The organism is Hyphomonas sp. GM-8P (assembly GCF_003263315.1).
In the GTDB taxonomy this organism is placed as follows: Bacteria; Pseudomonadota; Alphaproteobacteria; order Caulobacterales; family Hyphomonadaceae; genus Hyphomonas.
The window spans coordinates 82,743-108,218 of sequence record NZ_AWFE01000138.1 but is presented as its reverse complement, the minus strand read 5'-3'; the positions used below and the strand labels follow the sequence as shown (position 1 = coordinate 108,218).

Genomic DNA, 25,476 nt, shown 5'->3' with positions numbered 1-25,476 from the left:
GCGCGATGACCCGCCCGATCCACCGACTGACCTTCACCGCCGCCCCGGACGATGCCGGCAAACGGCTCGATGTTTTCCTCGCCGCTGCGGCGGAGGACCTGTCGCGTTCGCGCCTGAAAGCCCTGATCCTGGAGGGGGCGGTCACGATGGACGGCGCGGCCGAGACCAATCCGAAAAAGCCGGTCATTGCTGGGGCCGAATACGCGGTCGCCGTGCCGGAACCGGTGGCGGCAGAGCCCGAGCCACAGGACATCCCGCTCGACGTGCTGTTTGAGGACGAGTATCTGATCGTCATCAACAAGCCGTCCGGCATGGCCGTGCACCCGGCGCCCGGCAGCCCGGACGGGACGCTGGTCAATGCACTGCTCCATCATTGCAAGGGCCAGCTTTCCGGCATTGGCGGGGTGGAGCGGCCGGGCATTGTGCACCGAATCGACAAGCTGACGACCGGCGTGCTGGTCGCCGCCAAGACGGAACAGGCCCATCAGGGCCTTTCGGCGCTTTTCAGCTCGCATGATATCGAACGCGCCTACCTCGCCGTCACGCGCGGCGCCCCCCGGCCTTCGCAGGGGACCGTGGACGAGCATATCGCCCGCTCCAGCGGGGACCGGAAGAAGATGGCCGTGGTCAAGAATCCGGAGGCCGGGTTCGGGCGCCATGCGGTGACGCACTACAAGACGCTGGAAACCTTCGGCATCCGAGAGAAGGGCACGAATTTCCCGTCAGCCGCGCTCGTCGAGTGCCGTCTGGAAACCGGGCGCACCCACCAGATCCGTGTGCACATGGCGCATATCGGTACGCCTCTGGTCGGCGATCCGGTCTATGGCCGCCACAAGGGCGTCTCGGCGCTGGGCTCAGGGCCGGGGCGCGATGCCGGCTTCGATGCGGCGCGCGCCTTTCCGCGTCAGGCGCTGCATGCCGCCGTGCTCGGCTTCGTGCATCCCATAACGAAAGAGGCGCTCCGGTTCGAAGCGCCTCTGCCTGAGGATATGAGCGATCTGATCGCGGCGCTGCAGCGCCTTCCCAAAAAGGTTTAGTGGCGAAAACAGTCTAGTTTTCGGCCATCTCCTGTCCGGCCGCGGCTTCGGTCGTGACCAATGGTTCGAAGCGCAGCTTTTTCGCCGTCAGGGTCACATCGCCGATCTTCTTGGAATCGGCGGCGATCTTGATTGGCACCGATGCGCCATTTTCCAGTGGGGCGAGCCACATGCGCAATGGGCCGTCGATGCCGGTCAGATTGTCATTGTCGGCTTCGCCCTTCTTGTAGCCGGCGATCTTGTCCATGGTGACATGGCACTCGATGGCTTCGCCGGTCCAGACAGGCGTGTCGACGCGTTTCGTGCCGGCATTTTTGAGGTGCAGATAGGTCAGCTGCCGTCCGTCGAAGATACGGATCGGACCGCCGCAGGGGTCTGCGCCAGGCGCCCGCGGCTCCAGCGCGAACGTGATCAGCGCCGTGATCGGATCGTTCGTCTTCAGCACCTGTTCCGTTGTGGCCGCCGGATCACCAAGGTTCCCGAACACCGGATTGGCATTCATGGTGAAATCCGTATCGGTGATTTCCATCTCCACCTTGCGGTTCTTTTTCCCGTCCTTGTTCTGCGAGACATAGGTGCGGGTCTTCAGCTCATTGTTGCGGGTTTCGCCTTCGGCATGGATGTTCATGTCATAATTGACGAACCAGTCCGCGATGCCGGTGACCTTCACGCGCGAGTCGATCGTGTAGGTATCGGGCTGCAGGTCGGTCGTGAACGTGGCCCGGCCGGTGGCCGGAATGAAGAAGATGTAGGCCTTGGCCTGCAGCTCGTATTCCATCCGCGTCGGCGTGCCGGCCTTCACATTGGTCAGGATGGCGCCCGAAGCGTTCTTCGGGGCAGGCGATTTTTCGGCGCTGGCCTGGCCTGCCGTGGCCCATCCCGCCGTGGCGAGCCCGGTCAGGGCCAGTGTGGCGGCGGAAGCAAGGAAGATCGAACGTTTCATCATCTGAACTGTACCGTTTCCTGACCGGCCGGGAGGGCTGGTCACTTTAGTTAAGCCATATATAGGCATCCGGTGCCAACGCTGCCTGAACAAGCCTGTCGTTTTCCCGCCTTAATCGGGCGGATTTGCGGTCAAACCTTGTGACAAGCAGTTACAGGCCCTGTGAACTGAGGATTCGCCGCACACCGGAGTTGACAGGCAGGCCTCAGGCGTTTTAACAGCGCGCCTTCGAGATAAGACCCATTTATTGGAGCGAGACCATGTCCCGCGAGTGTGAACTTACCGGCACCAAGCCGATGGTCGGCCACCGTGTCAGCCACTCCCAGATCAAGACGAAACGGATTTTCCGTCCGAACCTCGTGCGCGTCACGCTTCACTCCGAAGCGCTGAACCAGAACTTCCCGATGCGTATCACCGCCTCGGCTCTGCGCACCGTCGACAAGCTGGGTGGCCTCGACGGCTTCCTGGCCAAGGCCAAGGACGACACGCTGTCGGCCAAGGCTCTCAAGATCAAGCGCGATATCGCCAAAAAGGCAATTGCCTGATATCTGCGCATATCTGCAGCAGAAATTGCAGAAACGGAACAGCGCGCCAGTTTTGGCGCGCTTTTCTTTTGCCCCTTGGAAAATCGCGTGGCAGGAGAAAGACCGCTGATCAACGGAGGTCTTAAATGTTGCGCTTTGCCAGTCTCGCCCTCGCCCTGACACTCGCTGCCTGCGGCGCAGGCCAATCGGCAGAGCCGGCAGACACGGTCCCCGCGCAGAAACTGACCGTCTTTACCGGCGGCACGATCTATACCGGAAATCCTGACCTTCCGACCGTCGATGCCGTCGTGGTCGGCGAGGATGGCCGCATCGTCGGCACTGCCCCGCCGCTCTCGGAGGACTGGGACGAGGCCGAGATCGATCTCGTCGATCTCAAGGGCAGCTTCATGTATCCGGGTTTCACGGATTCCCACGCCCACCTCATGGGGATTGGCCAACGTGAACTGAACCTCAGCCTGGAAGGCACCGCCTCCATCGCCGAACTGGTGACTCGGATCGAATCCGAACTGGTCGGCATGGAGCCGGGCGTGCTGCTGTTCGGCCGCGGCTGGATTGAGACCGGCTGGCCGGAAGGCCGCATGCCGTCGGCGGCAGACCTCGATGCCGTCAGCCCGGACAATCCGGTGATCCTCACCCGCGCAGACGGCCACGCCATGGTGGTGAACACCGCCGCAATGGAAGCGGCCGGCATCACCGATGAAACGGAAAGCCCGGACGGCGGCGCGATTGAACGCGACGCTGACGGCCATGCCACTGGTATGCTGATCGACAATGCCATGGGCCTGGTCGCGCCGCTGCGGACCAAGCCCGATGCCGCCGACAAGGCGCGGGCGCTGGAAACCGGCGCGAAAGTCTATGTCTCGCGCGGCTGGACCGGCGTGCAGAACATGAGCGTCGGTCCGGATGAAGCCCCGATCATGCTGGAACTGGCCGGGGAGGGGAAAATGCCCCTGCGCCTGTGGAACGCCTTTGATGCAACCGAGGAGGGCATGGCTCTCGCGGCGGCTCGGGAATACGAAGCGCCGACGATCACCAACAATGCCATCAAGCTCTACATGGACGGCGCGCTCGGCTCGCGCGGGGCCCAACTGATCAAGCCCTATTCCGACCGTCCGGATACGTCGGGCCTCTCCCTCATCACCGATGAAGACCTCGCCGACTTCATGAAGCGTGCCGACGAGTCGGGTATTCAAGTGGCCATCCATGCCATCGGCGACCTCGCCAACCAGCGCATTCTCGATATCTATGAAGCCGGCGGTTACCCGCCGGAGAAGCGCTGGCGCATCGAACACACGCAGATCCTCGCCCCGACGGATATCGCTCGCGTCGGTGCCCTCGGCCTGATCGCGTCCATGCAGCCGAGCCACGCCATTGGCGACCTGCATTTCGCCCCGTCCCGCCTCGGCATCGACCGTCTGGCTGGGGCCTATGCCTGGAAGGCGCTGATCGATGATGGCGCCGTTGTCGCGGGCGGCTCTGATGCGCCCGTGGAAGTCGGCTCGCCGCTGATCGAGTTCTATGCTGCGGTCGCCCGGAAAGACCTCAAAGGCTTCGAAGGCGAAGGCTGGCACCCGGAACAGAAGCTGACCCGCGAGCAGGCACTCGCCCTCTTCACCTCCTCGGCCGCTTACGCAGCCTTCCAGGAAGACGACCTCGGCACGATCGAGGCCGGCAAGCTCGCAGACTTCACCGTCTTCGACATCGACCTGATGACCGTTCCGGAAGCGGAAATCCTCGATGCCAAAACGGTCATGACTGTCGTGGGCGGCAAGATCGTGTATGATGCCAGCTCGGCTGAGGGCCAGTAGGGGCACAATTCAAAGGAGAGGCGAATGCCTCGATTGATGCAGCGTCTTATCGCCCTGCCGGCGATTGGCCTTGCCGCCTGTGCTACGGTTTCCACACCCGCCGCCACCGAACAGGAATTGCTGGAAGCTGACCGGGCGTTCGCTGCCCGCGCGCTGGAAATCGGCGCCGGACCGGCCTTTGTCGAGTTCGCCGCCGATGACGTCACCATCTTCCCCGCCGGGGCGGCGCCCGCCGCAGGTAAGGCGGCTGTTGAAGAGTGGACGTCCGCATGGCCCGCCGACATGATCATCGAATGGGCGCCAGAGGCGGCCCAAGCCGGTGCGGGCGGGGATTTCGGCTACACCTGGGGCTACGCCACCTACACCCAGCGCGGGCAGGAGGGCGCCTCCTACGGCAAATACATCACCATCTGGCAGCGCCAGGAGGATGGCAGCTGGAAGTGGATTGCCGATATGGGGGCAGGCGCCCCGGCGCCGGAAGACCGCTAGCGCCCACGAGCCGTCTTCCCGCGGGCTGCAGGATTTACCCTACGTCGCACTAGCCCGGACACGTAGCCGTGCTAGAAGCCTAATTGTATGAATAGACCTCCCGAAGCCTGAGATATTTGCAATGACCGTAATGAGTGACACCACCGCCCTGGACGGCCTGGAACCGACCGAGAAAATCAATGTCCGCAAGGTGTTCGGCCTCGACACGGACATGGTGGTACATGGCTTCAAGACCCGCACCGAATATGTGCCGGAGATTGACGACGCCTACCGGTTCGACCCGCAGACGACGCTGGCGATCCTTGCCGGCTTCGAACACAACCGCCGGGTCATGGTGCAGGGCTATCACGGCACCGGGAAATCGACCCACATCGAACAGGTGGCCGCGCGCCTCAACTGGCCGATGATCCGGGTCAACCTCGACAGCCATGTCAGCCGGATCGACATGGTCGGCAAGGACGCCATCGTCTTGAAGGAAGGCCAGCAGATCACCGAATTCCGCGAAGGCATCCTGCCATGGGCGCTGCAGCGCCCGGTGGCGATCACCTTCGACGAATATGATGCCGGCCGTCCGGATGTGATGTTCGTGATCCAGCGTGTTCTGGAAAGCTCAGGCAAGCTGACCCTGTTGGACCAGAACCGTGTCATCGCGCCGAACCCTTATTTCCGTCTGTTCTCGACCACCAACACGGTCGGCCTCGGCGACACGACGGGCCTCTATCACGGCACGCAACAGCTGAACCAGGGCCAGATGGACCGCTGGAACATCGTCACAACGCTGAACTATCTGGAACACGACGCCGAAGTGGAGATCGTGAAATCCAAGGCGACTGGCGTGGACGACGACACGCTCGCCAAGATGGTGACGCTCGCAGACCTGACCCGGAACGCCTTCATGGCCGGCGACCTCTCCACCGTGATGAGCCCGCGGACCGTGATCACCTGGGCGGAAAACTTCGCCATCTTCGGCAATCTCGGCCATGCCTTCCGCATGACCTTCCTCAACAAATGTGACGAGCTGGAACGCCCGTTGGTCGCCGAGATGTACCAGCGCTGCTTCGCCGAGGAACTGCCTGAAAGCGCCCTGATGGTGCGGGTGGCCTGAGATGAGCGGCACAGTCATCGAGCTGACGAGCGGTGACGGCTTCCGGTTCAATGCGCTGCATGTTCCGGCCAGGGGCGCACGCAAGGGCGGCCTGGTACTGGTGCAGGAAATCTTCGGCGTGAACTCCTACATGATCGAGGCGTGCGAGCGCTTTGCTGCCGAAGGCTATGAAGTGCTTGCCCCGTCCATGTTCGACCGCCAGAAGAAAGGCTTCGCCACTGAAAGCCATTCCGCGGAAGCGATCGCGGAAGGCGGCGGTTATGCCCGCGCGAACGGCCTCGACAACGCCATGGCGGACATTGCGGCCTGCATCGCCGAACTGGAGGCCCCGGTCTTCATCACCGGTTTCTGCTATGGCGGGTCGATGGCCTATCTCGCCGCCTGTCAGCTGGACGGCCTGTCCGCCGCGAGCGGCTATTACGGCAGCCTCTTGCCCGGCGCGAAGGACCAGGCGCCGAGATGCCCGACCATCGTTCATTTCGGCCAGCACGATGCGCACATTCCGATGGAAGGCGTGCGCGCGTTCGAGCAGGCGAGGCGCGATGTGCCGGTCTATGTCTATGACGCCGGCCACGGCTTCGCCCGGCGGCGCTCTGACGACCATGACGCCCACGCCGACGAGCTCGCTTTCCGCCGCACCCTCGACCTTTTCAACCAGGCCGCCGCCGATGCGGGCTTCTAGATTGCGCCCCGGCGCACCAGATAAGACTTAGATGGCCAAGGACACGACCCCTCAGGAACTCTTCAAGCAAGCGCTCGCCGTGACGACTAAGGCGATGAGCGCGGACCGGGACGTGGAAGTCGGCTTTGGCAATGATGCCGGTGCCGATGCCGAGCGTATCGTGCTGCGCCCGCCGCCGGTCACACTGCCGGCCGAGGTGGCGGCCCGTATCCGCGGCGAGGCCGATGCCGTTGCCCTGCGCAAGGCGCATCATGACGCCGCCGCCCACAGCAAGCACCGCCCGCAAGGCGAGTTGCCCCGGAAGGTGTACGACGCGGCCGAAACCGCACGGATCGAAAGCCTCGGCGCCAACGCCATGCGCGGCACGGCCAACAATCTGGACGCGGTGCTGACCTATCGCTGCCAGTCCGGCGAATTTGCCATGGGCACAGAAGAGCCCGAAGCCGTGCTGGCCCCGGCGATCGAATTCCTGCTGCGCGAGCGCCTGACCGGCCGACCGCTGCCGGAAGCGGCAAACCGTGTGGCCGATGTCTGGCGTGAACAGGTCGCCGAGAAGACCGGCGACGCGCTCGACAAGCTGATCTCCCAACTGCACGACCAGCCGGGCTTTGCCCGCACCGTGCGCGACATGATCCGGGACCTGACGGCCACCGATGTACCCAGCGAGGACGCTGAAACCAGCGAAGACCAGCAGGACAGCGAGATGGAGTCCGAGCAGCAGCCGGACCAGGGCGAGCAGGAAATGCAGTCCGAGGAGGAAATGGGTGCCTCCACCGAGCAGATGGAAGCCGGGGACACGGAAGAAATGGAAGGCGAGGAATCCAACGTCTCTGTCGATCAGGACATGGACATGGAGTCCGACGACACGCCGGACGACGACGAAGACGGCACCCAGCCGCTGCGCCCGAATTTCCGCGACGGCGACGACAAGGACCGCTTCACCTATTCGGTCTTCACCCGCGAGCATGACGAAGTCGCGCAAGCGCCGGACCTTTGCGATGCCGAAGAGCTGACCCGCCTGCGCGCCTATCTGGATCACCAGCTGCAGGGGCTGCAGGGCGCGGTCTCGAAACTCGCCAACAAGCTGCAGCGCCTGTTGATGGCGCAGCAGAACCGGTCGTGGAGCTTTGACCTGGAAGAGGGCGTGCTGGACACCGCGCGCCTGACGCGTGTCATCACTGATCCGACCGCGCCGCTGTCTTTCAAGCAGGAAGACGATTCGGAATTCCGCGACACGATCGTGACGCTGCTGCTGGACAATTCCGGTTCCATGCGTGGCCGCCCGATCATGGTGGCGGCTCTGTGTGCGGACATTCTGGCCCGCACGCTGGAACGCTGCAATGTGAAGACCGAAGTGCTGGGTTTCACCACCAAGGCGTGGAAAGGCGGCCTCTCCCGTGAAGACTGGGTGAAGGCCGGCAAGCCGTCCTCCCCGGGGCGCCTCAATGATGTGCGCCACATCGTCTACAAGCAGGCAGACGCCCCGTGGCGCCGCGCCCGCAAGAATCTCGGCCTGATGATGCGAGAGGGCCTGCTGAAAGAGAATATCGACGGCGAGGCGCTGCTCTGGGCGCATGACCGTCTGCTGGCCCGGCCGGAACAGCGCAAGATCCTGATGGTGATCTCGGACGGTGCGCCGGTCGACGATTCCACGCTGAACGTGAATGTCGGCAACTATCTCGAGCGCCACCTCCGCCAGGTGATCGAGGAGATCGAAACGCGCAGCCCGGTGGAACTGATCGCCATCGGCATCGGTCACGACGTGACGCGCTATTACAAGCGCGCCGTCACCATCGTGGACGCCGAACAGCTCGGCGGCGCGATGACGGACCAGCTGGCGAGCCTGTTCGACGAGAACCAGCCGAATCCGAAGGCGATGGCCATTCCTCCGCTGACGGAACGCACCGTCCGTCCCGGCGCCGTCTCAGGCGCCTCCAGCGGCGCGCCCTCCTATGGCAAAGGCAAGAAAGTCGGCATCGGCCGCGCCGTGAAGACGACCAGCTTTCAGGAAGTGAAGGGCGCTAAGAAGTAGCGGCGCTCTTTACGGGAAACCCGCCCGCCTTGCTGAGGGATGAGCTGACGGGGTGCTGCAGCACCGTCTCCAGCCATTTCGAGGTCCTGATCAGCTTGGCGAGGTCCAGCCCCGTTTCGAAGCCGCCGCGTTCCAGCATGTAGACGACATCTTCCGTCGCCACATTGCCCGTCGCCGCCGGCGCAAAGGGGCAGCCGCCGATGCCTCCGCAGCTCGCATCGATCACGTCGACGCCCGCATCCACCGCCGCTGCCACATTGGCGAGGCCCTGTCCGCGCGTGTCGTGGAAATGCATGCGCAGGTAAACGTCCGGTGCCTCGATCCGTACCCGGTCGATGGCGCGGCGCACGGCCCAGGGGTCTGCGACGCCAATCGTGTCGCCGAGGGCGAGCTCTGCCACCCCCGCGCGCTGCGACTGGGCGGCGAGATTGCCGACCACGCCCATGTCCACTTCGCCATCATAGGGGTCGCCGAACGCGACAGAGATCGTGGCGGAGAGGGGGATGCCTGCCTCATGCACCAGCGGCGCGCACTGGGCCAGCATGTCCGCGCTCTCCTGCGGGCTCATGCCCTGGTTCTTCCGGCCGAAGGTTTCGCTGGCGACCAGCACGAAATTGATCTCGTCGGCCTGCGCATCAATGGCGCGGCGTACGCCTTTTTCATTGAGGGCGAGCGCGATGTGGCGCGTCGGCTTCGACCGGTCGAGCCTGGCGAAGACGGCCGGGCTGTCCGCCATTTTCGGTACGGCCTTCGGTGAGACAAAGCTGCCGGATTCCATCCGCTTCACGCCCGCGTCTTCCAGCCGGGCAATGAATTCCAGCTTCTGCTCGACCGTCAGGTTTGCAGGATCGTTCTGCAACCCGTCACGCGGGCCGACTTCCACAATGTCGATGCGGCGGGTCATGATGCTCCTATCGTCCTTTGAACTGCGCAGCGCGGCGTTCCACAAAGCTCGCCACACCTTCCTTGAAGTCGAATGTGGTAAAGCTTTCCTCCATTGCAGCATCTGCTTCTGCAAGAGAGTCGCCGAAACTCTGGAAATAGGTCTTGCGCACCTGCTGTTTCATCACCGCGACAGAGCGGGGCGAGACCATGGTGGCGAGGTGGTGGGCGGTGTGCTGTACATTGCCCATCAGCTCGCCGACCGGCAGGGCTGCATTGACGAGGCCCAGCTCTGCGGCTTCGGCCCCGGTAAACTTGCGGGCGGTGAAGAGCAGGTCCAGCGCCTTGGCTTCACCGATCAGGCGCGGCAACAGCCAGGCGATGCCATGTTCCGCGATCAGGCCGCGCTGGGCAAAGGCGGTCGTGAATTTTGCCTCGGCGGCGGCGTAACGCAGGTCCGCGAACAGGGCGAAGATCAGGCCGATCCCGGCGCAGGCGCCATTGATCGCCGCGATGATCGGCTTCGGGCAGGCATACATGTAGCCGAACCGGCCCGGATAGAGATCGCGCAGGTCAGACGGCGCTTCCTCGATTTCCGCCAACCGGTCGCGCGCGCCGCCCTGAATGCCCTGCAGAACATCCATGTCCGCCCCGGCGCAGAAGCCGCGCCCGGCGCCCGTCACCACGATCACACGCACGGCGTCGTCGCTGCTGGCGGTCACAATCGCGTGTTTCAGTTCATTGTGCATGACGTCGGTCCACGCGTTCAGCCGGTCCGGCCGGTTGAGGGTCAGCGTCAGCACCCCGTCCTTCAGGTCGCTCAGGATCTGCTCATAGTCCGCCATGGTCATGCCTCCGTCATGGGTTGGTCCGTTATGGACTCGTATGACCACAGCCTAGACTGTGGCTGGCGCGAAGGGGAGGGGTGACGTATGGAGCGGGCATGACACAATTTCCGCCCCCCCTTTCCGGAAGTGCGCAGGACGAGACGTCCGAATTGCGCCCGAAATTCAATGCCGACGGCCTGATTGCCGCCATTACGCAGGACGCAGAAACCGGCGACGTGCTGATGCTGGCCTGGATGAATGCCGACGCGCTCGCCGCCACGCTTGAGACGCGCCGGGCCACTTACTGGTCCCGTTCGCGCGGCGAATTGTGGGTAAAGGGCGAAACTTCCGGCCACACGCAGGAAGTGGTGGATGTGCGGATCGACTGCGATCAGGACGCGGTCCTCTTGAAGGTGAAACAGACCGGCGGGGCCTGTCACACCGGCCGGGCGAGTTGTTTCTACCGGATAGTCCCTTTTGAAGGGACTGCGCTTTCGCACGATCCGGACATGGGGTAGGCTTTCCTTCAGTGGGTTTCACCGAACTGAAGGGGGTTCTGATGCGCCTGATCCATGCGCTGCTCGCAACAACTGCGTTTACGCTCGCACCGGCCTGTGCGCCGAAATCTGCACCGCCTGAGGTGCCTGCCGAACCGGAAACCGGGATAGTTGCCGAAGCCGAAGCGCCGGCTCCGCTGAACGTGAACGTGCTGGACTGCGGCACGATCAATGTGCTCGATCTCGATGCCTTTTCCAGCGCCGGGGATTATGCCGGCCAGTCGGACACGTTCACCGACACCTGTTACGTCATCAATCATCCGGATGGCCGCCTGCTGTGGGATCTCGGCCTGCCGGGCATGCTGGCGGGCGCCGGAGAGCAGAATGTCAGCGGCATTTTCAATGTCTCGCTGGACAAGACGATCACCGCCCAGCTCGCCGATCTTGGCCTGACACCGGACGACATCGACTATGTCTCTCTCTCGCATGACCATTTCGATCATATCGGCCAGGTGGACCAGGTGCAGGGCGCGACCTGGATCGTTCAGGAAGACGAATACAACGACATGTTCCCGCCGGAAGGCACCGAGCGCGCGGTCGATCCGCAGCTCGCTGCCATGTGGGCCGCCTTCGGTCCGATGGATGCGAAGACCATCTCCGGCGACTATGATGTCTTCGGCGATGGCACCGTGAAGATCCTCGAAATGCCGGGTCATACGCCGGGCCATTCTGTCCTGCTGCTGGATATGCCGGAAAGCGGCCCGGTCCTGCTGGCAGGGGACCTGTATCACCGCACGGAAAGCCGCGACCTGCGCCGGGTGCCGCGCTTCAACTGGAGCGAACCGGTCACGCTGGAATCGATGGACAAGTTCGAGGCCCTGGCCGAAGAGCTTGGCGCCAAGGTGATTCTGCAGCACGAGCCGGACGATGTCGAACCGCTTGGCGGCGTGATCCGGTAGGGAGGCATGAAACGCCTTCTAGCGTCCCTTTTTCTCGTCCTGTTTGTCGGTGCCTGTGAAACACAGACCTTTTCGGCATTGGATGAAAAGTCCCCTGAATGGCGGCTCGTCTTTCAGGACGAGTTCAGCGGCAGGGGCCGTCCGGATCCGGACAAATGGATTTCAAAGGAATACAATCGCCGGCCCAATGATGACGGCCCGGATGGCTGGTGGGATCCCACCAATGCCTATCTGAACGGGTCAGGCAAGCTGGTGCTCAAAACCAGCGTCATCAAGAACCGCAATCCGGATGAGGATTCGGATCCCTACGACTATGCCAGCGCCATGGTGTCGACGGAGGGAAAATTCGAGCAGGCCTTCGGCCGTTACGAAGTGCGGGCGAAATTGCCACACTCGCCGGGCTGGTGGTCCGCCTTCTGGCTGTTCTCACAGTCCGTACACCATGTGGACGGGTCTGGCCGCGACGGCACGGAAGTCGACATCATGGAAACCTTCGGCTGGAACGACAAGGTGCACCATGCGCTGCACTGGGACGGTTATGGGGAACAGCACCAGTGGAGCGCTTTCTCCGCGGTACGGCCGGGCATCCGGCGGGGCTGGCACACCTTCACGCTGGAATGGTTCCCCGACGAATACATCTTCTATGTCGACGGTCAGGAAACCTGGCGCTCATCCGCCGGCGGCGTCAGCCAGAATCCGCTTTGGGTGAAGCTTTCCGGAGAGATCTCCTCGCGGGAAGACATGGCCAACAAATGGTGGGCGAACACGCCTGATCCGGACAGGTTTCCGGACAAGTTCGTGATCGACTGGGTGCGCGTCTACGAACACGTGCCGTCTGCGGAATAGGCCGCCGGCAGACTGATTTGCCTGCCGGTAAAGGTGATGGGGGCTAATTGCCCCCTTCGACCAGGCGGCGCGCGATGACCATGGCCTGCACTTCGCCAGCACCCTCGAAGATGTTGAGGATACGGGCATCCTGCAGGATACGGCTGATCGTGTATTCCAGCGCGAAGCCGTTGCCGCCATGGATCTGCACGGCATTGTCAGCGGCGGCCCAGGCGACACGTGCGCCGAGCAGCTTGGCCATGCCGGCTTCGAGGTCGCAGCGCTTGCCTTCGTCCTTCTTGCGGGCGGAGTAATAGGTTAGCTGGCGCACGCCGACGAGTTCTGCGGCCATCATCACCAGCTTGTTGGCAACGCGCGGGAATTCGAAGATCGGCTTGCCGAACTGGTTGCGGTCGAGGGCGTATTGCAGGCCGGTCTCGAATGCGTTCTGCGCGACGCCAATGGCACGGGCCGCCGTCTGGATGCGGGCACTTTCGAACGTTGCCATCAGGTGCTTGAAGCCCTGGCCTTCCACGCCGCCGAGCAGGTTCTCCGACTTCACCTTGAAGTTGTCGAAGCCGATTTCGTATTCCTTCATGCCGCGATAGCCGAGCACTTCGATCTCGCCGCCAGTCATGCCTTCGGCCGGGAACGGGTTGGCATCGTCGCCGCGCGGTTTCTCGGCGAGGAACATGGACAGGCCGGAAAAATTGTTCGTGGCCGGATCGGTCCGGGCGAGCAGCGTCATCACGTCCGCGCGCACCGGGTGGGTGATCCAGGTCTTGTTGCCCGTGATCGAGTAGGTCTCACCATCGGCATCCTTCACCGCGCGGGTGCGCAGGGAGCCGAGGTCGGACCCGGTGTTCGGTTCGGTGAAGACAGCCGTCGGCAGGATCTCGCCGCTGGCGATCATCGGCAGCCACTTCTCCTTCTGTTCCGGCGTGCCGCCGATCAGGATCAGTTCCGCTGCAATCTCGGAACGGGTACCGAGCGAGCCGGTGCCGATATAGCCGCGGGAAAGTTCTTCGGAGACGACGCACATCGCCGTCTTGCCCATGCCGAGGCCGCCGAAATCTTCCGGAATGGTCAGGCCGAACACGCCGAGCTCTGCCATCTCGTTGACCACGTCCATCGGGATATAGTCGTTGCGCAGGTGCCAGCCATGGGCGTGCGGCTTGATGCGTTCGGAGGCGTATTTCGCAAACTGCTCACGCACCATGCTCATGGTTTCGTCGAGGCCAGTCTCCTCGACCGTATTGCGTGTCAGGGCATCCGGCAGCAGGGCAGCGGCAGCGGCCATCGAGGCCGGCGTCTTGCCTTCGGTGATCAGCTTCTTGATTGATGCGTCCGCGAACAGCGCGCCCGAAGCTTCGAGGCTGCCAAGTTCGTGCGGGCGAATGGTCTCGCCCTGGTTCATCGGGATGCCGCCGACAATCTGGGCGCAATAGTCGCTGAACAGGATCTGGGACAGCAGGGCTTCGATCTCGCCGAACTTGCCTTCGGCTTCGAGGCGGGAGGCCCATTCGGACACCTGGCGCAGCGTCTCGACATAGGTGACGAGCCAGGACAGGCCGTGCGCGAGGTGCTGGTGGCGCTCGAACGCCTTGCGGTCCGGACGGCCGTCTTCGCCAGCCAGCTGGCCGCAGGCGCCGGAGGTTGCGGCAGCCGCATAGGTGTCGAGCGCGCCGAGGGCGTCGCGCATCGTGGCCGTCAGGCCTTCCATCACAATCGGTTGCTTGTCCTGAACCATTTCGCCGGTGCTCATATCCTTGCCCCTTTTCAGTTTTTTGCCCTTATAGGGGCCTCTCTTTGCCCTGTCAGTCCATATTTGTGCGGTGCAACATCGCAGGCACTCACTCCATCCTGCGGAAACGCTTTCCCTGCGACCGGACCATGGCCCGGCCCAATGGTTCCGGCAGGATGCGGGACAGGGTCGCTATCCCTTTGTTGACGAGGCCCGGCACGACGACCGGTTGTCCCCTGTTTACGGCCTCGATGCCCTGGCGGACCACTGGTTCTGCAGGCATCCACATCCATTTCGGCATCTTGTTGGTGTCTTCCCGCGTGCCGTTCACGTCATGGAACTCGCTCCAGGTGAAGCCGGGGCAGAGCGCGGTGCAGTGAATGTCTTCATGGCCGAGGCTTTCGCATTCGGCATTCAGGCTTTCGGAGAATTTGATCAGGCCGGCTTTGACGCTGGCATAAAGCGTGTGCCCGGCGCTTCCGGCGGCGTAGCCCGCGAGCGAGGCGACATTGATGATCCGGCCATAGCCGCGCTCCACCATGCCCGGCAGGACCCGGTGCGCCAGTTCCAGCGGCGCGACATAGAGCACCTGCAGGAAGTCGGCCTGATCCTTCCAGCTGGTGGAGAAGAAGGTACCCGGCAGGCCGTAACCGGCATTGTTCACCAGCGCATCGACATGGCGGCCCTTTTCGTCAAGCGCGGCGAGGATCTTTGCCGGCGCGGATTTCTTCGCCAGGTCCTCGGCGATCACGATCGCCGTCACCTTGTATTTTTCCTCGATTTCGGCCGCGAGCGTTTCAAGCCGGTCAGCGCGCCGCGCCGTCAGCGCAACGTCCCATCCGAGCGCGGCATACTGGCGGGCGAATTCTGCGCCGATTCCGGCGGAGGCTCCTGTGATCAGGCAAAGTCGGCGTTCCATAAATGCGCTCCTTTGCCTTTAGATGTAGCGCATTCCGCTCCGGGTAACAGGCCCCGCCAGACAAGACCTGTCAGATGCGCCGGACGAGGAATCCCGCCCGCGGGAAATGAACATGCACCGTTCCGGCTTCCTCAGACAGGCGTTGCAGGATCACGCGCTGGGAATCGGCATGCACGATTTCGCCTTCCACCCAGACCTGTCCGTAATCGTCCGGAGCCACCGCCACCATGTCGCCGGGGGCAATATCCTGCGGCTCATATTTGGTTGTCGCCATGACGAGGCGCGGCGCGGCATGCAGGCCGATGTCCAGTGCTTCTTTCGAGGAGATGGTCTCCGGTTCCTGGCCTTCATATTCCTGCAGGCGCTCGAACCACGCCTTGGTCAGGTCGGCGGTCTCGAAACACTTCTCCAGGAAGTCCGGCAGGTTCTGCTGCATGAACCAGACATTCATGTAGGCATGAACGTCGACCAGTCCCGGCTTCATGCCGACGAGATACATGCCGGACCCAGCGCCCTGCCCGCCCTGAAGGCGTTCTTCCAGCAGCATCAGCCGCGCGCGCCACTGGTCGCGCATCATCGGGGCGACGGCTTTCATGGCGTTCACGTCGAACGGACGGCCCGACAGCTTTTCCCGGTCCTTCTTGAACTCCTCGCCAACCTTGTCGCCCATTTCGCCGAAGATCACAGCGACGGAAGACTGGAACCAGCGCCCATCTGTCCAGCCGGCCACCATCTGGGCAAGGCCTTCATGCCCCGGCAGCTTCAGCGCCGGCATCGGATAGCGTGCTTCCAGCTCGCGCAGGATGATGGCGGTGTCGCAATAGATGTCGGCGCCGATCTGCATGACAGGGGTCCGACGATAGCCGCCGGTCAGCGGCATCAGGTCCGGCCGGGGCATGATCACGGGGATCTCCACGCGTGACCAGGCGAGGTTCTTCAGGCGCAGGGCGAGACGGATTTTCTCGGCATAGGGCGAAGTCGGGTATTCGTGCAGAATAATGCTGCGTGCGTCCGCCATGTCCGTTTCTCTCCGGTCTCTTGTTTTTTGAGTTGTGTAGTCATGCCGGGCTTTTCACGGGCAGGGAAGAGGCCAATTCCGACCAGTCAGTATTGTGCATCTGCGCAAGAATCGGGTGGCCTGCCTTGGAACGCTCAGGCAAATTGATGCCCATGCAGACCCAAGCGACCCCTCTCGACGAACGCGCCGCCGCCTATGACCGCATGGCTGAGGCGCTCTCCTATCTGGGTGACACATGGCGGGACTGGCCGGATCTGGCCTCGATCGCGGGGGCCATGGGCCTCAGCCCCAGCCACTTCCAGCGGGAGTTTACCCGTTGGGCCGGCGTCTCCCCGCGCCAGTTCCAGTCGGCCATCGCCCATGCCGAGGCTGGCGAATTGCTGCGCCAGGGCGCGAGCGTTCTGGATGCGACGTTCGAGACGGGCCTCTCCGGCCCCGGACGCCTGCATGACTTGTTCATTGCGCATGAGGGCCTGACCCCCGGCGAAGCCAAGGCTGGCGGGCGGGGCGCTGACCTCGTGCTCGGCCGGGCGCCGACCCCGTTCGGGGAAGGGGCCTGGCTGATCTCGCCCCGGGGGCTCGTCGCGCTCGGTTTCATCGACGACAACGCCCCTGAAAAGGCCGGTTTCGTCCATCCGGGCTATGGCGAGGACGCCGCCTTTGCCGATCTGGCCGGGCGGTATCCGAACGCGGACATCCGCCGGGATGATGCGGCGGCGCGGAAAATGGCCGCGCAGGTCTTCGAAAAGGGTGAGCCGCTTCCGGTCGCGCTTTATGGCACGCCCTTCCGGCGGCAGGTCTGGCGCGCCCTGCTGGAAATCCCTGCCGGCACCACCTGTACCTATGGCGACCTGGCACGGGCGAGCGGGCATCCGAAAGCGGCGCGGGCAGTGGGGGCTGCAGTCGGCGCAAACCCGGTCAGCTGGTTCATTCCCTGTCATCGCGCCCTTGCGGCGGATGGGCGTCTTCATAATTATCATTGGGGTGTGGCCCGCAAACGCGCCATGCTCACTTATGAACGCGCCCATGCCGCCTGATGGCTGACCGGGGCGCACAGCCCGGACGGCCTACTCATGCTGCTCTATTTCTTCGTCGTTGCCGGATTGCTGATCTGGGGCGCCAGCCTTGCCTGGCGCTGGAGAGAGGTGAAGGCCTTTGCGCCGGACGTGCTCGCCGCGAAGAAGCGCGACAAGGAACTGCCTGAAAGCGTCACCGATGAGGCGTTCACCGACCTCTATCTGCGCAGCGAGGGGCCGAGGGGGCAGACCTATTTCTTCGTCTGCGCCGCCATCATGTTCCTGCTGCTCGGGCCCTTCGTGGCAGGCTTCAATGCCGTGTGGCAGATGTTCTGGGAGATGAGCGGAAAATCACCGGTCTTCGAGACCGGCACGCTGATCCACACATTCATGGTGTTCCTGACATTCATGTTCGCCACGATCGGTCTTCTGGCGATTGCCATGCGCCGCTATTACGCGCTGATGCCGCCCAATCTGAAACAAGTCATTCGCGATCTGAACGGAGGTGCCTTATGAGCATCGAATTCCTGCATACAATGGTGCGTGTCACCGATATCGACGCCTCGCTCAAATTCTATTGCCAGGGTCTCGGCCTGACCGAAGTCGGCCGCTATGACAGCGAGACCGGGCGCTTCACGCTGGTCTTCCTCGCGTCTCCGGCGGATATCGAACGGTGCGGCGGCATCCCGGAAGGCAAGAGCCCGACGGACATGCAGATCCCGATGATCGAGCTGACGCACAACTGGGATCCGGAAGATTATGGCGGCGGGCGGAATTTCGGCCATCTCGCCTATTCGGTCTCGGACATCTACGACGCGGTCGAAAAGCTGCAGGGCCTTGGCGTCACCATCAACCGTCCGCCGCGTGACGGGCGCATGGCCTTCGTCCGCTCGCCGGACGGGATCTCGGTCGAGCTCCTCCAGCAGGGCAAGCCGCTGGCAGCGAAGGAGCCCTGGGCCAGCGCGGAGAATATCGGCAGCTGGTAAGCCTGCCTCGCGGAAAACACCGCCGTATAGACGGTCCATACATGGTCTATACACGGTGTTCTTCATGGTGTTTTGAGGCCCCGGAAATGAAAACGCCCCGCCTGGCTGATACCGGGCGGGGCGTTTGTTTTGGGGGAGGGCGCCTTACTCTTTCGGCGCCTGCTTACGCTGGTCGATGATCGGATAGCGCGGCTTCGGTGTGCCGTTCCGGACGGCTTCGAAGTGCGCCTTGGTCATCGCGAACACGACCGGGCTCAGGAAGACCAGGCCGACAAGGTTCGGCGCGGCCATCATGCCGGTCAGCGTATCGGCAACCAGCCAGAACAGGTTCACGATATTGGCGACCGAGCCTTCGAACATCAGGGCAGCTGCACCAAGGAAGGTGACCACGATCCAGCTGATGCGGAACGGCAGGATCGACTTCTCGCCGAACAGGTATTCGCAGCAGCGTTCGCCATAATAGCTCCAGCCGAGAATGGTCGTGAAGCCAAACACGGTGAGGCCGATGGCGACGATATGCTCGCCGATACCGGTCAGGCCCGCATCAAACGCAGCAACGGTCAGCGGTGCGCCTGTGTCACAGCCAGCAGGCTGTCCGTTCGCCAGAATGTCGGCGGCATTGGCAGCGGTCGGAATGCATTCCGGGCCAAGCACGCCAGAGGTCAGGATCACGAGTGCGGTGATGGAGCAGACGATCAGCGTGTCGATGATCGTGCCCAGCATGGCGACGAGGCCCTGGTCGACCGGGTCCTGGATCTTGGCGGCAGCGTGGGCGATCGGGGCGGAGCCCTGACCGGCCTCGTTCGAGAATATGCCGCGCGCGACACCTTTCTGCATGGCCAACATCAGAAGGCCGATGGAGATGCCGGTGCCCGCGCTGTCAAAGCCGAACGCGCCCGAGAAGATCATGCCGAAGGCCGCCGGGACGGCGTCGAGGTGTAGCGAGATCACCAGCAGGCCGCCGGCAAGATAGGAGATCGCCATGACCGGTACGAGCCGGCTCGCCACGCTCGCAATCCGCTTGATCCCACCCAGGATCACCGCCGCTGCAGCGACGGACAGCACGATGGCCGAAATCAGCGGTGAGATGCCATAAGTTGCGTTCAGGGCATCGGCGATCGAGTTGGACTGGATCGAGGCGCCTGTGCCCCAGCTGGCCAGGATGCCCAGCGTCGCGAACAGGCCGCCGAGCCAGATCCATTTCTTCCCCATGCCGTTCTTGATGTAGTACATCGGCCCGCCGACATGGCGGCCATCATGGTCAATCTCGCGGAAGCGGACGGCCAGGACGCCTTCGGAATATTTCGTGGCCGTGCCGACGATGGCCGTGATCCACATCCAGAACACCGCGCCCGGTCCGCCAATAGCGATCGCTGCCGCGACGCCTGCAATGTTGCCCGTACCGATCGTGGAGGACAGGGCGGTCATCAGGGCGGCGAACGGGGTGACGTCACCTTCTTCATTCTGGTCCGGTTTCTTGAACAGCTGGCCGAAGGCGAAGGGGATCTTCAGAACCGACAAGAGCCGGAGGCCGATCGTAAGGTAGAGCCCGGTCCCCAGCAGGAGCACCAGCATGGGTGGCCCCCAGACAAATTCGTTTAGCGCCCGAATAATGTTTTCCATAAGCCTCCCCGGCTCCTTTACTCTGCTTGGGGCCGACACTAACCCCGTTTGCCCATGTGTGAAGCGAGCATTGCAGGTATGTAACGCTGCAAGGGCTCCGCAATCGGCTGTGGAAGGACGGCCTGTTTTCAGGCATAAGCCCGCGAATGACCGACCCCCGCGAACCCAAGCAGGCCAAAGGCGTCTTCATCAAGACCTATGGCTGCCAGATGAATGTATATGACTCCGAGCGCATGCGAGACGTGCTGCGGCCGCTCGGTTATGCGCCGGTAGATAGTGCCGATGAGGCCGACCTCGTAGTACTCAATACCTGCCATATCCGTGAAAAGGCGACCGAAAAGGTCTATTCGGAACTGGGCCAGCTGAAGCTGACCAAGCAGGCTCGCGGCGGCAATCTCACTATCGCCGTGGCTGGCTGTGTCGCCCAGGCCGAAGGTGCCGAAATCATGCGCCGCCAGCCTGCCGTGGACCTGGTGCTTGGCCCGCAGGCCTATCACAAGCTGCCGGAGATGATCGCCCGGGCCAGCCGCGCTGTGGGGGACCGGTTGGAAACCGAATTCGAGACACTCGAGAAGTTCGACGCCCTGCCGAAGACGCGCGAGGCGGACGGGCCGACGGCTTTCCTGTCCGTTCAGGAAGGTTGCGACAAGTTCTGCACCTTTTGCGTGGTGCCTTATACACGCGGCGCTGAACTCTCGCGTCCTGTCGACGATATTACGATGGAGGCCCGCAGCCTTGCGGCGCAGGGCGTGCGTGAGATCACGCTACTGGGCCAGAATGTGAACGCCTTCCATGGCGCCGCGCCGGCCCTGACCAATGAAGCCGACTGGACGCTTGGACAGCTCGTCCGTCACATCGCGAAAGTCGGCGGAATCGAGCGGATCCGCTACACAACCAGCCATCCCCGCGACATGGACGACGATCTGATCGCTGCCCATGGCGAAGTGCCGGAAATGATGCCTTTCCTGCACCTGCCGGTGCAGTCGGGCTCAGATAATATCCTGAAGGCGATGAATCGCGGCCACACGGCGGAAGAGTATCGCGAGATCATCCGCAAGGTACGAGAAGCCCGGTCCGATATCGCAATCGCCTCTGATTTCATTGTCGGTTTTCCAGGTGAGAGCGATGCCGATTTCGAGGCGACGATGCAGCTCGTCCGCGATATCGACTACGCAATCGCCTATTCCTTTAAATATTCAGCCCGCCCGGGTACGCCGGCAGCGGACATGTTCGGCCAGGTGCCGGAAGAGGTGAAGGACGCGCGCCTGCAGCAGCTGCAACAGCTTCTGCGCGAGCAGCAGATCGGGTTCAACCGCTCCAAGATCGGCCAGACCGTACCGGTCCTGATCACAGGCAAGGGCCGCAATCCGGGTCAGGCGCATGGCCGCTCACCGTGGCTTCAGGCCGTTCACTTCGAACTGCCGCTGGATCACGCCATGACGATACCGGACCTGGTCGGAACCATCGTGGACGTCCGCGTGATCGATGCGAGCCTCAACTCGCTGACCGGCGAACTGGTCAAAGTTCGCGAGGCCGCCCTGTGAGCGGAAAGCGCCGTCCGAACATGTCACCGGAAGCGCCGGTGAGCCGGTTCTACGAAGTCAGCAATGCCGAGCGCCTGCGTGACCTGTGCGGGCCGCATCACCGGTATCTGCACCGGCTGGAAGCTAAGCTGAAGGATTATGGCCTGCGCGCCGAAAGCCAGGGCGGCGGCATCCTGCTGGCCGGCACGGCGGAGGGCGTCTCCATTGCGGAGGCCGCGCTGGCGGAGCTGGAGCGCCGCATGCGGTCCGGCGCGGACATCACCGACATGGACCTTGATGCGGCCATTGAAGCCGCCTCCACCCCGGCGCAGAGTTTCGGCGGTGGCCTGAAGGGTCTGAAAAAGCCGATCACGCCGCAGACCAAGGGTCAGGCACGCTACATCAATCTGCTGGCCAATCCGGACAACGGGCTCGTCTTCGGCATCGGCCCGGCCGGCACGGGCAAGACCTTCCTGGCTGTCGCGGCCGGTGTGGCCGAATTGATCTCCGGCGCGCGCCAACGCCTGATCGTAACGCGACCTGCTGTCGAAGCGGGCGAAAAGCTCGGCTTCCTGCCCGGCACGCTGGAAGAAAAGGTCGACCCCTACATGCTGCCCATCTGGGACAGTCTGCGCGAACTGATGGGCCAGGAACAGATGGAACGCCGTATGGCGCGCGGCGAGATCGAGGTCGCTCCGATCGCCTTCATGCGCGGGCGGACGCTGAAGAATGCCTTCGTCATCGTCGACGAGGCGCAGAACACGACCGTCCCGCAAATGAAGATGGTGCTGACCCGGCTTGGCCGCGACAGCCGCATGGTGGTCACCGGCGATCCGGGCCAGGTGGACCTGCCGGGCATCCAGACCTCGGGCCTGCGGCACGCCCTGCAGATCCTGTCGGATGTCGAGGGGATCAGTGTACACATGCTGACCGCTGCAGACGTCGTGCGCCATGGGCTCGTCAGCCGGATCATCGATGCCTATGCCGCCGCCGGCGAGGGCAACTGAGCTGTCCGATGATCACCACCGACCTGATCGTTGAAGAGTCCGGCTGGGAGGCCGTGCCGGATCTTGCCGCCCTGTGCGACCAGGCCTTTGCGGCTGCGGCGGCCGTTGAGCCCGCTGAAGGCACTGTGTCCCTTCTGCTGGCGGATGACGAGACGCTGCACCAGCTGAACCGGGATTTCAGGGGCAAGGACAAGCCGACGGATGTCCTGTCTTTTCCGGCCCATGAGATGGATCGGCCGCAGCTGGGCGACATCGCCGTGGCGCTCGGCGTTTCCGCGCGAGATGCAGAGGCGCAGGGCATAAGCCTGGCCGATCACCTGACGCACCTGCTGGTGCACGGTTACCTTCACCTTCTCGGGCATGATCATGAGGTGGAGGCAGAGGCTGAGATCATGGAGGGATTGGAAATAAAGGCGCTTGCATCGCTCGGCATTCCAAACCCATATGGAACGGACTGATTTACAGAGACGATGAGCGATCCAGACCCTTTAGAACCCGCGCCTCAAAGGCGCCGGCGTAGTTTTTTCGGAATAGGCCGCCGGCAGGAAAGTGCGCCTGAAGCACTGGCTGAACCAAATGGCAGTCCGGAGGCGTCCGCCCCGGTGACCCCGCAGGCGATGCGCCTGCGCATCCAGGAATTCCAGGAACTGCGCGTCGAGGACGTGATGGTCGCCCGGGCTGAGGTGAAGGCCGTCGAGGTGAACACCGAATTCCCCGACCTTCTCAAAGTCTTTGCCGAATGCACCCATTCGCGCCTGCCGGTCTTCCGGGAAACGCTGGATGACCCGATCGGTTTTGTTCACATCAAGGATGTCGTCAGCGAACTGGCCAAGGGCGGCGAACCGCCCAAGCGCCCGCTGGAACGGCTGCACCGGGAAGTGCTTTATGTGCCGCCTTCCATGAAACTGTCCGATTTGCTGGTGAAGATGCAGTCGACCCGCATCCATCTGGCATTGGTTGTGGATGAATATGGCGGAACGGACGGACTTGTGAGTCTGGAAGACCTGGTTGAGGAAATCGTCGGTGACATCGAAGACGAACACGATGATGAAGAGCCCATGTTCGTCCGGCGCAGCGCTCGGGTTTGGGAAGTCGATGCGCGCACCGAAATACAGGATTTCGCCGAGGAGACGGGGATTGACCTCGAACTCAGTGATGAGGATTCGGAATTCGACACGCTGGGCGGGATTGCCTACGCGCTCGCTGGCCGTGTGCCGGTGCGCGGGGAAATCCTCAAGCATCCGTCCGGCGTCGAGATCGAAGTCCTCGATGCCGATGCCCGCCGCATCCGGCGCCTGCGTCTCCGGACGCCCGAACCTGTGCCCGCGCCCAAGCCGCAGGAGTAGGCAAAAATGAATACCGCTGTCCGCAGCCACGGGTTCACTGCGCTTGGACCCCTTCACGAAGCCTTTGCGCGGCTGACCGGTTGGGCTGCCGCCGGCGCCGCCGTCCTGCTGGGCGCGTTCTCGGCCGTTGCGTTTGCCCCGTTCCATTTCAGCGCCGTGCTGGCGCTGTCTTTCACCGGCCTGATCTGGATGATCGACGGTGCCCGCAGTCATCGCCGATGGGGCAGGGCGGTGTTCATGCGCACCTGGGCTTTCGGCGTCGGTTTTACCCTGATTTCCATGCACTGGACGGCCGAGCCTTTCCTGGTCGAGCCGGAACGGTTTGCCGTCTTTCTCTGGATGCCGCTGATCCTGCTGCCGGCCGGCATGGCGCTGATCTGGGGCGCATTTGGGGCAATGGCGGGCGCTTTCTGGTCTGCGTCGCCGTCGCGAGTGTTCGTTTTTGCCTTCTTCTTTGCCATTGCCGAATTCGTGCGCGGGCATTTGTTTGGCGGCTTCCCGTGGAACCTGCCGGGCACGACCTGGGTGCCAGGCGGGGCGATCTCGCAGGCGGCGTCGCTTGGAGGGGTATATTGGCTGACCCTTCTGACCGTCTTCGTCATGGCGGCGCCGGCCGCAATGGTGGATACGCGCGATGCGCGCGGTCTGGTGCTGCGGATCGCGCCGTCCTTCGGGGCGGTCATCCTGCTGGCCGTCGGCTGGGCCTGGGGCGCTCAGCGCATCGCCGCGCCGTCTCCGCTGACGGAGCAATATGTCGTCCTGATGGATTCCGGCGTGCCGCAGGACGAAAAATGGGAAACCGGTCCAGATCCGGTGATGATCGAATACCTGCGCATGATGACCAATGGCGAAAGCCAGCCAGGTGACATCATGATCTGGCCGGAAGGCGCGGTGCCGACCAGCCTGCTGAACGACATCAACGCGCTGGATGCGATCGGCGCCTATCTCGGCCCGCGCACGCTGATCGCCGGGACGACACGCTACCAGCTCGAAGGACAGAACGAGCGCGTCTATTTCAATTCCATGGTCGTGCTGGACGAGAATGTCAGCCGGTCGGGCGCCGTGGCGCTGTATGACAAGTTCCGGCTCGTCCCGTTCGGCGAACTGGCCGCCGCAGAAATCATCCCCTTCGGGCAGGCCATGTCGGACTTCCTGCCGGGCGCGATGCAGCAACTGGCCCGCAACGGGTTCCATCCCGGCACGGGCCCTGCGGTGATCTTTGCCGACAATGTGCCGCCTTTCGTGGCGCTCATCTGCTATGAGGGCCTGTACCCGGAGATTACGCGCGCGGCGAACCTTGCCACACGGGCGGACTGGATTGTCCTCGTCTCCAATGATGCCTGGTTTGGTGGCGGTATGGGCCCGTCCCAGCACTATGCGCAGAACCGGTATCGCGCGATCGAGAGCGGCTTGCCCATGGCGCGTGTCGCAAGCCGTGGCGCCTCGGCAATTATCGACGGCTATGGCCGCGAAGTGCTGCGCGCTTCACCGGTCCAGGATGCCCCCTCCGGCTGGAACACGACCTTCGGGCGCGGCAAGTTGCCGGCCCCGGCGAAAGTGACCCTGTTCCAGAGCCGGGCGGGTGTTGTGCTGTTCTGGCTCACACTTGCTGCCTTTGTGGGTCTGGCATTTGCAACATGGCGCCGCTAGGAGTGCGCGCCGG

General features: G+C 63.3%; 25 protein-coding genes. 18 read left to right on the top strand and 7 right to left on the bottom strand.

Annotated features, from left to right (window positions below; translation table 11 throughout):
- Positions 1-5: 5 nt before the first annotated feature.
- A complete protein-coding gene (locus HY26_RS18545) occupies positions 6-1,037 on the top strand; it encodes an RluA family pseudouridine synthase (protein WP_034760971.1) in 1,032 nt (343 codons plus the stop codon).
- Between the two features lie 13 nt (positions 1,038-1,050).
- Here the strand turns inward: HY26_RS18545 and HY26_RS18540 are convergent, their stop codons facing one another.
- Positions 1,051-1,980, bottom strand: coding sequence for a DUF3108 domain-containing protein (locus HY26_RS18540; RefSeq protein ID WP_112074345.1), 930 nt, complete (start codon positions 1,978-1,980; stop codon positions 1,051-1,053).
- A 260-nt stretch (positions 1,981-2,240) separates the two neighbouring features.
- Between HY26_RS18540 and rpmB the strand changes: the two genes are divergently transcribed.
- From rpmB to cobT, 6 genes are all read left to right on the top strand, one after another.
- Positions 2,241-2,525: a 50S ribosomal protein L28 gene (rpmB, locus tag HY26_RS18535; RefSeq protein ID WP_112074322.1), complete on the top strand. Its 285-nt coding sequence runs from the start codon at positions 2,241-2,243 to the stop codon at positions 2,523-2,525.
- A 125-nt stretch (positions 2,526-2,650) separates the two neighbouring features.
- Positions 2,651-4,333 (top strand): amidohydrolase, encoded by a 1,683-nt coding sequence (locus tag HY26_RS18530; RefSeq protein WP_112074321.1) that lies wholly within the window; start codon positions 2,651-2,653, stop codon positions 4,331-4,333.
- 24 nt (positions 4,334-4,357) lie between these two features.
- Positions 4,358-4,822 carry a DUF4440 domain-containing protein gene (locus HY26_RS18525; protein WP_112074320.1) on the top strand — a complete coding sequence of 155 codons (465 nt, stop codon included), beginning with the start codon at positions 4,358-4,360 and terminating at the stop codon, positions 4,820-4,822.
- A 121-nt stretch (positions 4,823-4,943) separates the two neighbouring features.
- Positions 4,944-5,927: a cobaltochelatase subunit CobS gene (gene cobS / locus HY26_RS18520; protein ID WP_112074319.1), complete on the top strand. Its 984-nt coding sequence runs from the start codon at positions 4,944-4,946 to the stop codon at positions 5,925-5,927.
- Between the two features lies 1 nt (position 5,928).
- Positions 5,929-6,609 (top strand): dienelactone hydrolase family protein, encoded by a 681-nt coding sequence (locus HY26_RS18515; protein WP_112074318.1) that lies wholly within the window; start codon positions 5,929-5,931, stop codon positions 6,607-6,609.
- Positions 6,610-6,640: 31 nt separating this feature from the next.
- Positions 6,641-8,641, top strand: a complete 2,001-nt coding sequence (gene cobT / locus HY26_RS18510) for a cobaltochelatase subunit CobT (RefSeq protein WP_112074317.1) — start codon at positions 6,641-6,643, stop codon at positions 8,639-8,641.
- Here cobT and HY26_RS18505 read toward each other — a convergent pair.
- Complete coding sequence (locus HY26_RS18505) at positions 8,631-9,545, bottom strand: hydroxymethylglutaryl-CoA lyase (protein WP_112074316.1); 915 nt, start codon at positions 9,543-9,545, stop codon at positions 8,631-8,633. The two genes, cobT and HY26_RS18505, sit on opposite strands and share 11 nt — an antisense overlap.
- Before the next feature lie 7 nt (positions 9,546-9,552).
- Complete coding sequence (locus tag HY26_RS18500) at positions 9,553-10,368, bottom strand: enoyl-CoA hydratase (RefSeq protein WP_112074315.1); 816 nt, start codon at positions 10,366-10,368, stop codon at positions 9,553-9,555.
- Positions 10,369-10,466: 98 nt separating this feature from the next.
- Between HY26_RS18500 and hisI the strand changes: the two genes are divergently transcribed.
- From hisI to HY26_RS18485, 3 genes are read left to right on the top strand one after another with little or no spacing between them, the layout of a single operon-like run.
- Entirely contained in the window at positions 10,467-10,868 is a 402-nt protein-coding gene (hisI, locus tag HY26_RS18495; protein WP_112074314.1) for a phosphoribosyl-AMP cyclohydrolase, read from the top strand.
- A 41-nt stretch (positions 10,869-10,909) separates the two neighbouring features.
- Positions 10,910-11,806 (top strand): N-acyl homoserine lactonase family protein, encoded by an 897-nt coding sequence (locus HY26_RS18490; RefSeq protein WP_112074313.1) that lies wholly within the window; start codon positions 10,910-10,912, stop codon positions 11,804-11,806.
- A gap of 6 nt (positions 11,807-11,812) precedes the next feature.
- Complete coding sequence (locus HY26_RS18485; RefSeq protein ID WP_051599465.1) at positions 11,813-12,652, top strand: family 16 glycosylhydrolase; 840 nt, start codon at positions 11,813-11,815, stop codon at positions 12,650-12,652.
- Positions 12,653-12,695: 43 nt separating this feature from the next.
- Here the strand turns inward: HY26_RS18485 and HY26_RS18480 are convergent, their stop codons facing one another.
- From HY26_RS18480 to HY26_RS18470, 3 genes are all read right to left on the bottom strand, one after another.
- Positions 12,696-14,396, bottom strand: coding sequence for an acyl-CoA dehydrogenase family protein (locus HY26_RS18480; protein WP_112074312.1), 1,701 nt, complete (start codon positions 14,394-14,396; stop codon positions 12,696-12,698).
- Positions 14,397-14,484: 88 nt separating this feature from the next.
- A complete protein-coding gene (locus HY26_RS18475; RefSeq protein WP_112074311.1) occupies positions 14,485-15,294 on the bottom strand; it encodes an SDR family oxidoreductase in 810 nt (269 codons plus the stop codon).
- 70 nt (positions 15,295-15,364) lie between these two features.
- The gene (locus tag HY26_RS18470) at positions 15,365-16,312 is read right to left on the bottom strand and encodes a glutathione S-transferase N-terminal domain-containing protein (RefSeq protein WP_112074310.1); all 948 of its coding nucleotides are present in this window, start codon (positions 16,310-16,312) and stop codon (positions 15,365-15,367) included.
- Positions 16,313-16,464: 152 nt separating this feature from the next.
- Between HY26_RS18470 and HY26_RS18465 the strand changes: the two genes are divergently transcribed.
- Genes HY26_RS18465 through HY26_RS18455 form a run of 3 tightly spaced genes read left to right on the top strand, consistent with a single transcriptional unit; the run spans position 16,465 to position 18,314 of the window.
- A complete protein-coding gene (locus HY26_RS18465) occupies positions 16,465-17,349 on the top strand; it encodes a bifunctional helix-turn-helix domain-containing protein/methylated-DNA--[protein]-cysteine S-methyltransferase (RefSeq protein ID WP_034760995.1) in 885 nt (294 codons plus the stop codon).
- A gap of 36 nt (positions 17,350-17,385) precedes the next feature.
- Complete coding sequence (locus HY26_RS18460; RefSeq protein ID WP_034760998.1) at positions 17,386-17,844, top strand: hypothetical protein; 459 nt, start codon at positions 17,386-17,388, stop codon at positions 17,842-17,844.
- Positions 17,841-18,314, top strand: a complete 474-nt coding sequence (locus tag HY26_RS18455; protein ID WP_112074308.1) for a VOC family protein — start codon at positions 17,841-17,843, stop codon at positions 18,312-18,314. The genes HY26_RS18460 and HY26_RS18455 overlap by 4 nt, the downstream gene beginning before the upstream one ends.
- 144 nt (positions 18,315-18,458) lie before the next feature.
- Here the strand turns inward: HY26_RS18455 and HY26_RS18450 are convergent, their stop codons facing one another.
- Positions 18,459-19,937 (bottom strand): sodium:alanine symporter family protein, encoded by a 1,479-nt coding sequence (locus HY26_RS18450; RefSeq protein WP_112074307.1) that lies wholly within the window; start codon positions 19,935-19,937, stop codon positions 18,459-18,461.
- Positions 19,938-20,083: 146 nt separating this feature from the next.
- Here HY26_RS18450 and miaB point away from each other — a divergent pair, with 146 nt between their 5' ends.
- The 5 genes from miaB to lnt all read left to right on the top strand — a co-directional run bounded on the left by miaB (position 20,084) and on the right by lnt (position 25,463).
- Complete coding sequence (miaB, locus tag HY26_RS18445) at positions 20,084-21,481, top strand: tRNA (N6-isopentenyl adenosine(37)-C2)-methylthiotransferase MiaB (protein ID WP_034761003.1); 1,398 nt, start codon at positions 20,084-20,086, stop codon at positions 21,479-21,481.
- Complete coding sequence (locus HY26_RS18440) at positions 21,478-22,467, top strand: PhoH family protein (RefSeq protein ID WP_233351689.1); 990 nt, start codon at positions 21,478-21,480, stop codon at positions 22,465-22,467. The genes miaB and HY26_RS18440 overlap by 4 nt, the downstream gene beginning before the upstream one ends.
- 8 nt (positions 22,468-22,475) lie before the next feature.
- Complete coding sequence (gene ybeY / locus HY26_RS18435; RefSeq protein ID WP_034761004.1) at positions 22,476-22,925, top strand: rRNA maturation RNase YbeY; 450 nt, start codon at positions 22,476-22,478, stop codon at positions 22,923-22,925.
- Positions 22,926-23,069: 144 nt separating this feature from the next.
- Positions 23,070-23,813: a transporter associated domain-containing protein gene (locus HY26_RS18430; protein WP_233348560.1), complete on the top strand. Its 744-nt coding sequence runs from the start codon at positions 23,070-23,072 to the stop codon at positions 23,811-23,813.
- Positions 23,814-23,819: 6 nt separating this feature from the next.
- Entirely contained in the window at positions 23,820-25,463 is a 1,644-nt protein-coding gene (gene lnt, locus HY26_RS18425; protein ID WP_034761009.1) for an apolipoprotein N-acyltransferase, read from the top strand.
- The last annotated feature ends 13 nt before the right edge of the window (positions 25,464-25,476 follow it).